The organism is Bradyrhizobium sp. NBAIM01 (assembly GCF_020194115.1).
Taxonomy (GTDB): domain Bacteria; phylum Pseudomonadota; class Alphaproteobacteria; order Rhizobiales; family Xanthobacteraceae; genus Bradyrhizobium; species Bradyrhizobium yuanmingense.
On sequence record NZ_JADYVU010000037.1, the window covers coordinates 1 to 408 of the forward strand.

At 61.8% G+C, this 408-nt stretch carries 1 protein-coding gene; it reads left to right on the forward strand.

Features of this window, described 5'->3' with window-relative positions:
* The coding region (locus I6F31_RS36245) for a hypothetical protein (protein ID WP_225187062.1) at window positions 1-226 on the forward strand (226 nt) is incomplete at its 5' end.
* Window positions 227-408 lie beyond the last annotated feature (182 nt).

The window sequence follows — 408 nt, forward strand, 5'->3', positions numbered from 1 at the left end:
TTACAAGGTGGCGCGTTTCCCCGGCGAGCGCGACCAGTCGCTCGAAGCCAGTGATGACAATGCACGAAATCGGCTCTCTAACACCGTGTTCAAGGAGAACAAACACGTAGGTATGGCTTTGCGGGCGCTTCAAGAACAGCGAGGAGGTTCATCAGCAGTCAAGGTCAGGCGCGTGCGGGCTGCGGCTTCGGCGAGGTGTCGGGTGCACACCCGTGGCTCCCACTGAGGCGATCTGGCAGCGGCTAAGTGACGAGGCCCAATCGGAGCGCCGCGGATCGCCTTCGACAGCTCCTAGCGTCAGCGGCGGTGAACAGTCGATTTCCTTAACCCCGCGAGCGCTCGACCTCGATCTTGCCGCCGTGAAAGCCGATCGCCCCGCGTTCGTCCAACGACGTGTCGCTACAAATG